Annotated in this window: 8 protein-coding genes; 4 read left to right on the forward strand and 4 right to left on the reverse strand. The window is 47.3% G+C overall.

All coding sequences use genetic code 11. The features are described 5' to 3' along the window. Nucleotides 1-143 precede the first annotated feature (143 nt). The gene (locus tag FTT64_RS03225; RefSeq protein ID WP_180006786.1) at nt 144-1,022 is read left to right on the forward strand and encodes an energy transducer TonB; all 879 of its coding nucleotides are present in this window, start codon (nt 144-146) and stop codon (nt 1,020-1,022) included. Here the strand turns inward: FTT64_RS03225 and FTT64_RS03230 are convergent. The 4 genes from FTT64_RS03230 to miaB form a co-directional block, all read right to left on the reverse strand. Further along, a complete protein-coding gene (locus FTT64_RS03230; RefSeq protein ID WP_163169943.1) occupies nt 1,019-1,309 on the reverse strand; it encodes an antibiotic biosynthesis monooxygenase in 291 nt (96 codons plus the stop codon). The genes FTT64_RS03225 and FTT64_RS03230 overlap by 4 nt on opposite strands. Before the next feature lie 88 nt (nt 1,310-1,397). Next, on the reverse strand, nt 1,398-1,880 hold the full coding sequence (gene ybeY / locus FTT64_RS03235) for an rRNA maturation RNase YbeY (protein ID WP_005182166.1): 483 nt from the start codon (nt 1,878-1,880) through the stop codon (nt 1,398-1,400). A 19-nt stretch (nt 1,881-1,899) separates the two neighbouring features. After that, nucleotides 1,900-2,973, reverse strand: coding sequence for a PhoH family protein (locus FTT64_RS03240; protein WP_016659561.1), 1,074 nt, complete (start codon nt 2,971-2,973; stop codon nt 1,900-1,902). A 41-nt stretch (nt 2,974-3,014) separates the two neighbouring features. After that, nucleotides 3,015-4,469: a tRNA (N6-isopentenyl adenosine(37)-C2)-methylthiotransferase MiaB gene (gene miaB / locus FTT64_RS03245; RefSeq protein ID WP_104472822.1), complete on the reverse strand. Its 1,455-nt coding sequence runs from the start codon at nt 4,467-4,469 to the stop codon at nt 3,015-3,017. Between the two features lie 260 nt (nt 4,470-4,729). Between miaB and FTT64_RS03250 the strand changes: the two genes are divergently transcribed. The 3 genes from FTT64_RS03250 to FTT64_RS03260 all read left to right on the forward strand — a co-directional run bounded on the left by FTT64_RS03250 (nt 4,730) and on the right by FTT64_RS03260 (nt 8,600). Next, a complete protein-coding gene (locus FTT64_RS03250) occupies nt 4,730-6,706 on the forward strand; it encodes a lytic transglycosylase domain-containing protein (RefSeq protein ID WP_163169946.1) in 1,977 nt (658 codons plus the stop codon). 75 nt (nt 6,707-6,781) lie between these two features. After that, nucleotides 6,782-7,435, forward strand: a complete 654-nt coding sequence (locus tag FTT64_RS03255; protein WP_045796419.1) for a ribonuclease I — start codon at nt 6,782-6,784, stop codon at nt 7,433-7,435. A gap of 178 nt (nt 7,436-7,613) precedes the next feature. Beyond that, complete coding sequence (locus tag FTT64_RS03260; RefSeq protein ID WP_005182191.1) at nt 7,614-8,600, forward strand: malate dehydrogenase; 987 nt, start codon at nt 7,614-7,616, stop codon at nt 8,598-8,600. The last annotated feature ends 167 nt before the right edge of the window (nt 8,601-8,767 follow it).

Raw genomic sequence — 8,767 nt, forward strand, 5'->3', positions numbered from 1 at the left:
TAAACTGCACCATTTTCAAGATTTTATTTATCGTGACACGACATGTTGACGAGTGTCTCGCTTTTTTTCAAAAGTAAAAACCAGTCTTATTTTATCTCGTTTTATACGATTTGGGGAATCCGCGATTTTGTCGGATTAATGTGATGTTAAAGAAATTTCATTTTGCACCTTTGACGCAGCAGTGGTGGAAAGATCCACTATTTGGCACCGTACTGACGCTGGCGGCACTTTCGCATCTGGCTGTGTTAACGGTGCAATTTGTCATGCCACAGCAAAGCGATGCCGCGGTCAAGGAAATTGCAGTCAGCTTAAGACCAAGTGCCACCGAAATTAAGGATGCCGACTTTTTAGCACAGGCCGACCAGCAGGGTTCTGGCACCTTCCGGGAAGCGCACCGCATGTCCAGCGATATGCTCGCACCAATGATTGAACAGAGTGCCGGTGATCAGCAGCTGGAAAGTCTGGAGCGTTTGCAGCAGCAGCGTGAACTGAGCTTTGAAGAAAAAGTGCTAATGACCACCTTAAGCTGGCAAAAGCAGGCGGCGGAAAACCAGCGTAAAAAAGCGCTGGAAGAATTAAACAGCCAGTTTCAGGCCAAAGCGGCGATGGTGGCCAGTCTGGAAGCGCAGTATTTACAGCGTCAGCAAAATTTCAGCCGTCAGCAGAAAATTAAAACCGTAGATGGAATTCAGGCCAAGCAGGATGTCGCAGCCGGTTATCTGGAAAGATTCCGTCAGAAAGTCGAATTTTATGGTAACCGTTATTATCCGGAAGCGGCCAAGCAGCAACAGTTGGCCGGTGAGGTGCGTTTAATGGTGATTTTAAATGCCAACGGTGGGATTCGTGCGATTCGTTTAATTGAAAGCTCGGGGCATACCATGCTGGATGAAGCTGCCAAGGCTTCTGTGCGTAAAGCTGCTCCTTTTGGTGCCTTTGATGCCAAGATGAAAGATATTTCCGAGCTACGCATTATCCGGACCTGGCGTTTTGACCCGGCTGAGGCGGAGTTTGAGGTGCGCTAGCGTTTGTAGTGACGTAATACTTCACAAACTTCAACACTGAAATTTTCATACCAAGTGTTATGTCCGAGTTGTTGTGCGACTTGGTGTTCCGCATCTAAATGCCAAGCGTGTATATCTGAAAGATCATGCCAATAGGATAGGGCGATTTCAGATAAACCTTCTGTTAATGCTTCAAAATGAATGCAGCGGAATTGGCTTAAGGCTTTCTGACGTAACTGCTGTGCTGTGGCAAAATACAGAGGATCAAGTGTTTTAATTTTCGCTTTAAAAATAACAACGTATTTCATGATTGTGGCTTATCTATTTTTATTCATCTCATCATAAAATAAACCCTATAAAAAAAGCGAGCCTAAGCCCGCTTCTTCATTTTTTACTTTAATCGCGTTCTAAATACGGGTTTTCAAAACCGAGCTTATCCAGAATTTCAATTTCAATGCCTTCCATTTCTTCAGCATCTTCATCTGAAGTTTCATGGTCATAACCCATCAAATGCAAGGTGCCATGCACTAGCATATGGGTGAAATGGGTTAGCGGTGCTTTGCCTTGCTCATTCGCTTCGCGTAGCACCACCGGAATACAGATCACTAAATCCCCAATGGGGAAGGCATCAAGAAATTCGGCCATTTCATCGGGCAGTTCACTTGGGAAAGACAGCACGTTGGTCGGTTTGTCTTTCTGGCGATATTCCAGATTCAGTTTATGGCTTTCTTCATTGTCGACACAGGCGATCCCGATTTCACAGTCACTTTGGGTGCCAATATGTCGCAAGGTGGTTTCTACAACTTTTTTGATATAGCCACGTTTCAAGACCAGTTCAGGGGCTTGAACATCCTGTTGTAGAGAAAGACTCAGTTTCAAAATATATCCTTAGATCAGTTTAGTCCTGCGCATCGGCCTTGGCATCGTTTTCTGCAATCAGCGCTTCCTGACGGGCTTTGCGTTCGGCACGGGCTTCTGCACTCAGACGTTGTTGCTCACTGTCCCAGCCTTCGTAGGCTTCAACAATTTTTTGCACCAGTTGATGACGCACCACATCACGTGAATGGAAACGGGTAATATGAATTTCCTTAACGTGCTCCAGCACGCGCAGGGCATGCGCCAGACCAGACTGCTGACCACGCGGTAAATCGACCTGAGTCACGTCACCGGTAATTACGGCGCGTGAGCCAAAGCCCAAACGGGTCAGGAACATTTTCATCTGTTCTGGTGTGGTGTTCTGCGCTTCATCCAGAATCACAAAAGAATGGTTCAGGGTACGACCACGCATATAGGCCAGCGGCGCGACTTCAATCACCTGACGTTCAATCAGCTTGGCGACTTTTTCAAAGCCAAGCATTTCATATAATGCGTCATACAGCGGGCGCAAATACGGGTCAATTTTCTGGGTTAAATCACCCGGCAGGAAACCGAGTTTTTCACCGGCTTCAACCGCAGGGCGAACCAGTAAAATCCGCTGGATTTCATTACGCTCCAGCATATCGACGGCTGCAGCTACCGCCAGGTAGGTTTTACCGGTTCCTGCTGGGCCAATCCCGAACGAAATATCGCTTTGTAAAATACGCTGCACATAACGTTTCTGGTTGGCACCGCGCGGGTTAATCCGGCCTTTGCGGGTCTGTAACCAGACCGCATCTAAACCGGTATGTTCCTGCTCTTCATCAATCTGCAATTCACGGTCAGTCTGGCTGCCCTGAATCATCATGTGTAAGGTGTCGGCACTAATCTGGCTGGAATTTTCCGATTCTTCATATAAACGCTGAAGCAAGAGCTCGGCTCTCTCAACTGCATCTATTTCACCATCAATAAAAAAGGCATCACCTCGATGAGAAATTTGCACATCTAGACGCTGTCCAATCTGTTTCAAGTGGCCGTTATAAGCACCGAGCATGCTTTTGAGACGTTCCATTGAAATACCAGGAAAATTTACTGTACGTCGAATTGCTGCAGTCAAGAGAATTCCTTATTCAGAAGTAGTCGTATTGTTCCCTTACATTACGCCACGTCTGGTTCAAGATTCAAGAGTTCACCATAAACTAAATTTAAAGTTTTAATCTCAGTAATCTCAATCTCCGCAAAGCGTCCGACCCAAGCCGGATCACCAATAAATGTTACCAAACGTGTATTGTCTGCCGTGCCGACCAGCACATTCGGATCTTTGTTCGAAACGCTCTCAATTAACACACGTTGCACGGTGCCGAGCATGGCATCAGTTTTGTCAATACTGGACTGTTTAATCCATTGCTGCACTTTGGCCAGACGTTCTTTTTTGACATCTTCCGGAGTGTTGTCCGGCAGTTCAGAAGCCGGGGTGCCCGGACGTTTTGAATAGACAAAACTGTACGAATGATCGAAGTCCATATCCTGGATAAACCGATAGGTTTCTTCAAAATTCTCGTCAGTTTCGCCCGGGAAGCCAATAATAAAGTCGGAAGATAAATGCATGTCCGGACGCACTTTACGTAACTTGGCAATTTTTTCGATGTAAACATCAATGGTGTGGTTACGTTTCATGGCCTGTAATACATCATTGGAACCACTTTGTACTGGCAAGTGCAAATGCGACACCATTTGTGGCAAGTCACGGTAGCACTGAATCAGGTCATCATTAAATTCTAGTGGATGCGAAGTGGTATAACGTAAACGGCCAATCCCCGGAATTTCGGCGACCAAACGCAACAGGTCAGCAAAGGTACAGATGTTGCCGTCAAAAGTTTCACCGCGGTAACCATTCACGTTCTGACCGAGCAGTGAAATCTCACGCACACCTTTTTCTGCTAAACCGGCAATTTCCGCCAGTACGTCATCGAGTGGACGTGAAACTTCTTCACCACGGGTATAGGGCACCACGCAGAAAGAACAGTATTTGGAACAGCCTTCCATAATCGACACAAAGGCTTTAAAACCTTCGACGCGCGGTTCTGGCAGGAAGTCGAATTTTTCAATGTCCGGGAAAGAAATATCCACCAGCTTGATTTTTTCTTTTTTCGGTTTCTCAACCTGATCATTATGCTGATCCAGCATTTGTGGCAAACGGTGCAAGGTCTGTGGGCCAAACACCATATCGACATACGGCGCACGTTTTTGAATATTGTCGCCTTCCTGAGAAGCAACACAGCCACCTACGCCAATCACCAGATCCGGATTTTTTTCTTTCAGTTTGCGCCAGCGGCCCAGTTCCGAGAACACTTTTTCCTGAGCCTTTTCTCGGATGGAACAGGTGTTCATCAGCAGGATATCGGCATCGGCAGGGTTGCTGGTTAGCACATAGCCGTGAGAATCGCCTAAAAGATCTGCCATACGATGACTGTCATACTCATTCATCTGACACCCTTGCGTTTCGATGTACAGCTTTTTCACTGAACCGTCGGCTGGGGTGTGCTGTGGCTGGGTAACAGTGTTTTCTGAGGCAGCTTTGGCACCATTTGGAATGAAGGTTTGAACCGTCATGTAGGCTCCTGAAGGATAAAATCGAGATCGTCCGTTCTGAAATGTTTGAACGGCAGAGGTGATAGAAAAACGCGTATTTTAACAGGAACTGGGTATAAACTTATAGCCCTAAATGAGGGAAGCAGAAGATTGATTTATCAATTAAAATTGTTCGAAAATTAATATTGTTTAATCATGAGGTTACATAACACAACAATTGAGGTGTTTGAGAATAATGAAACTGTTTTAGTATATTGCGGTAAGAGAGGAGAGGCGAAGTAATGACTGAAAATAGGCACATGCGCACATGGACTGAAAAGAAAAGAATTTTTTGCAAAAAGCTTGTGTTAGGTTTGGCATCACTGAGCATTTTCCCAACCTTGTACGCAGCCGAAGAGCAGTTTAATGATGCGCTGCGGGCAGCCAATGCCAGTAACCTCTCTTTATTGCAGCAATATCAAAGTGCCATGCAAAATGATGTGCTCGGCTATTATCCGGAATACTGGATTTTAAATACCAATCTGGCCACTCAGTCACCCGCCTCGATTGTGCAGTTTGCCCAACGTTATCCACAGTCGGCCATGGCAGAAAAACTGGCCGCTGACTATGTCGAAGAAAAAGTCAAACAGGCCGATTTTAGCAATGCTGTATCAGTGCTGCCGTATGTGACCAATGCCGACCGTGCCGAAAGCTGTGCCGTGGCGCAGGTGCGTGCCCAGTCGGGTGATCCGCTGGTTTTTGCCGAATTTAAAGATGTCTGGCTAACCACCAATTCGCAGCCGGAATCCTGTACCGGTCTGGGCCGGATGATGTTATCCAGCCCACTGATGACCCAGGAAGATAAACAGCAGCGTTTGTGGGTGCAGCTGCGTGCCGGCCAATCCGGACAGGCGCTTGCCACTGCACAGGGACTAGGTTTAAACCTGAGTCTGTCGCAGCTGAATAGCATTCAGGCCAATCCGCTTAACTATTTATGGTCTGCACCAAAAGCCAGTGCTGAAGATCAGGCTTATCTGATTTATGCCTTGGGCCGCCTGGCCGATACCGACCTGAACTCGGCTCTATCTGCGGTGAAACGTGCTGCAGAAGGTACCCCGCAGTCGGTGCAGCGCGCCTTGTATCGTGCTGTGGGCTATATTGGCGGCACCACCGTCATGAAGAACAATTTTAACCGTGAAGTACTGAATGCGCTGGATGCCAGCTATGGACTGCCATTTAGCCCGGAAGAAGCGGAAATTTATGCCCGTCAGGCGATTCGTTTTGGTGCCTGGGAAAGTGTAATTCGCGCGATTGATGTCATGAGCGTGTCGCAAAAGCAGGAAGACCGCTGGCAGTACTGGCTGGCGCGTGCCTCTGGGCAGCGTGGCGATGCCACTTCAAAACGCAGTGCTGACGCGATTTATAAACGTTTGGCTCAGGGGGATGATTACCACAATTTGCTGGCCAAAGATCAGCTCGGATACAGCTATTCTTCGATTCCTGTGAGCCGTGAGCCAAGTTCGCAGGATATGCAGCGTTTAAATCAGGATATTCACTTTAGACGCGCCTTTGCCTTGCGCCAGATTAATGCACCGGCCAGTTATATTAACCGTGAATGGAACTGGGCTGTGCGTCAGGCCTATTTAAAACATGATGATGGTCTGTTATTGGCTGCAGCCAAACGCGCCACCGATATGGGTTGGTATGACCGGGCCATTTATGCGGCAGACCGCACCACCAAGCAGCATAATTATCAGTACCGTTATGCCATGCCGTACAAGAATTATGTGGTCAGCCACAGCCAGAATGCCGGGATTGATCCGGCCTGGGCCTATGGCCTGATGCGTCAGGAAAGCCGTTTTGTGACTACGGCGCGTTCGCATGTCGGGGCGGGTGGTTTAATGCAGATTATGCCGGATACCGCGCGTTTAATTGCCCGCCAAATGGGGGAAACCTATAATCCGGCGGCACTCACCGATATGAATACCAATATTCGTTATGGCACGTTTTATCTGTCGACCATCCAGGGTCAGCTTAGTAATAACTCGGTTTTAGCAACTGCGGGCTATAATGCCGGGCCAAACCGTGCCCGTCGCTGGCAGCCTGAATTTCAAAACATGGCAGCGGATCAATATACCGAATCCATTCCGTTGCTGGAAACACGCGATTACGTTAAACACGTCATGACCAATGCCACGCACTATGGATTATTGCTGGGTCAGGGCGCGCAATCAATCAGTAAACGTATGCAGCAGATTCCAATGCGCAATACGCAGTAAACAAGATGGGGTGTCTCCTGCATGGATGCTGGAGGATGGGACTCAAAACGACACGAGAAGGTGCTAAGTTTGAGAATGAAGAAATTGACAGCCGGGGGGCAGCCAGCGGGAATCCTCATCCTGATTTCGGGTGGGGCGGGGGTATTGCTCAGTAGTGCTGCATGTGCTGCCACGGTGCAGGGCTATGTCATGGATGTACAAATGACACCCGCCGTGTGCATGTTTGACAGCAACCGCGCCAAGCAGCGGAAATGCCTGCAAGGCTACTCGCTGAATATTACCGGGCTGTATCCGGAAACCTCCCGTCGTGACTGCGAAACCAGCTCTTCAGCCAAACTGTCTCCCATTCAGGCCAAAGTGGTGGCACGGGTCATGCCCGATGAACATGCCCGGGTGCAATTGTGGCAGGGTATTGGTGGCTGCGTACCGATGAATGCCAGCCAGTATTTCCGTACCATCATTAACTATGCCGACCGGCTGAAAGTCCCGGCGGTGCTGACCGGTCAGGAAACTACCGTGGTGCAGCAGAATGAACTGAACCGGCTGTTTATTCGCCTGAATCCGGGCATGCATTCCAAGAGCATTCACTTTCAGTGCACTTCGCATCAGGCCAAAAGTTATTTAACTGAATTGAAAATCTGCTATAGCCCGAATGGGCGCTATAAACAGTGCAGCAGTAGCGTGGAAACCCAGTGTCCATCGGCCTTTATTATTAAAGGTTCATACTAAAACCCGACGTTTTTCGGCATTTTATTTATATTTCCTATCAGACTTTTGTTGAAATCCATAGCCTTTTACATGCATCTGACAAAGGATTGGAGTACAATCTTTGCCGTTTATGATTATTAAGATTAGATAGAACAGCTATTTAATCGCATTAACTATCCTCTCAACTGGAGATAATTACATGAAGCAACCTGTTCGCGTTGCCGTTACTGGCGCTGCTGGTCAAATTGGTTACAGCCTATTATTCCGTATCGCTAGCGGTGAAATGTTGGGTAAAGACCAACCAGTTATTCTTCAATTATTAGAAATTCCTGTTGAGAAAGCTCAACAAGCGCTGAAAGGCGTAATGATGGAACTTGACGACTGTGCTTTCCCATTATTGGCTGGCATGATCGGTACTGATGATCCTAAAGTTGCATTCAAAGATGCTGACTATGCACTTTTAGTTGGTTCACGTCCACGTGGTCCAGGTATGGAACGTGCTGACCTTCTTAAAGTCAACGGTGAAATCTTCATCGGTCAAGGTCAAGCGCTGAACGAAGTTGCGAGCCGTGACGTTAAAGTTCTTGTTGTAGGTAACCCTGCGAACACGAATGCTTACATCGCAATGAAATCTGCTCCAGATCTTCCAGCGAAGAACTTCACAGCAATGTTACGTCTTGACCACAACCGTGCGTTGACTCAACTTGCTCAAAAAGCTGGTGTTGCAGTTTCTGACATCAAAAACATGACAGTTTGGGGTAACCACTCTCCAACAATGTATGCTGACTACCGTTTTGCGAACGTAAACGGCGAAAGCTTGAAAGACAAAATCAACGATGCTGAATGGAACAAAGACGTATTCCTTCCAACTGTTGGTAAACGTGGTGCTGCAATCATCGAAGCGCGTGGTCTGTCTTCTGCTGCTTCTGCTGCAAATGCTGCAATCGACCATATGCGCGATTGGGCGCTTGGCACAAACGGCGAATGGGTAACTATGGGTATTCCTTCTGACGGTTCTTACGGTATCCCTGAAGGCGTAATGTTCGGTTTCCCTGTAACTTGCGAAAATGGCGAATACAAGATCGTTCAAGGTCTTGAAATCGACGAATTCAGCCGTGAGCGTATCAACTTCACGCTAAACGAGCTTGAAGAAGAACGTGCAGCAATTGCTGACATGGTGAAATAATTTAGTGTTGAACTAAGTTAGAAAAAGCACTCCATTTGGGGTAATGCCAGTCAGTTAAGAGATTGACTGGCTTTTTCTTGGGTATTTTTGAGGTTTTCCTTTTACAACCCTTGGATAACTCCTCATCCGTCTCTCAGGTAAAACATATCTATCAGATTTCTCCATTA

Origin of the sequence: Acinetobacter sp. Q186-3 (assembly GCF_013420655.1) — a bacterium.
GTDB lineage: Bacteria > Pseudomonadota > Gammaproteobacteria > Pseudomonadales > Moraxellaceae > Acinetobacter > Acinetobacter indicus.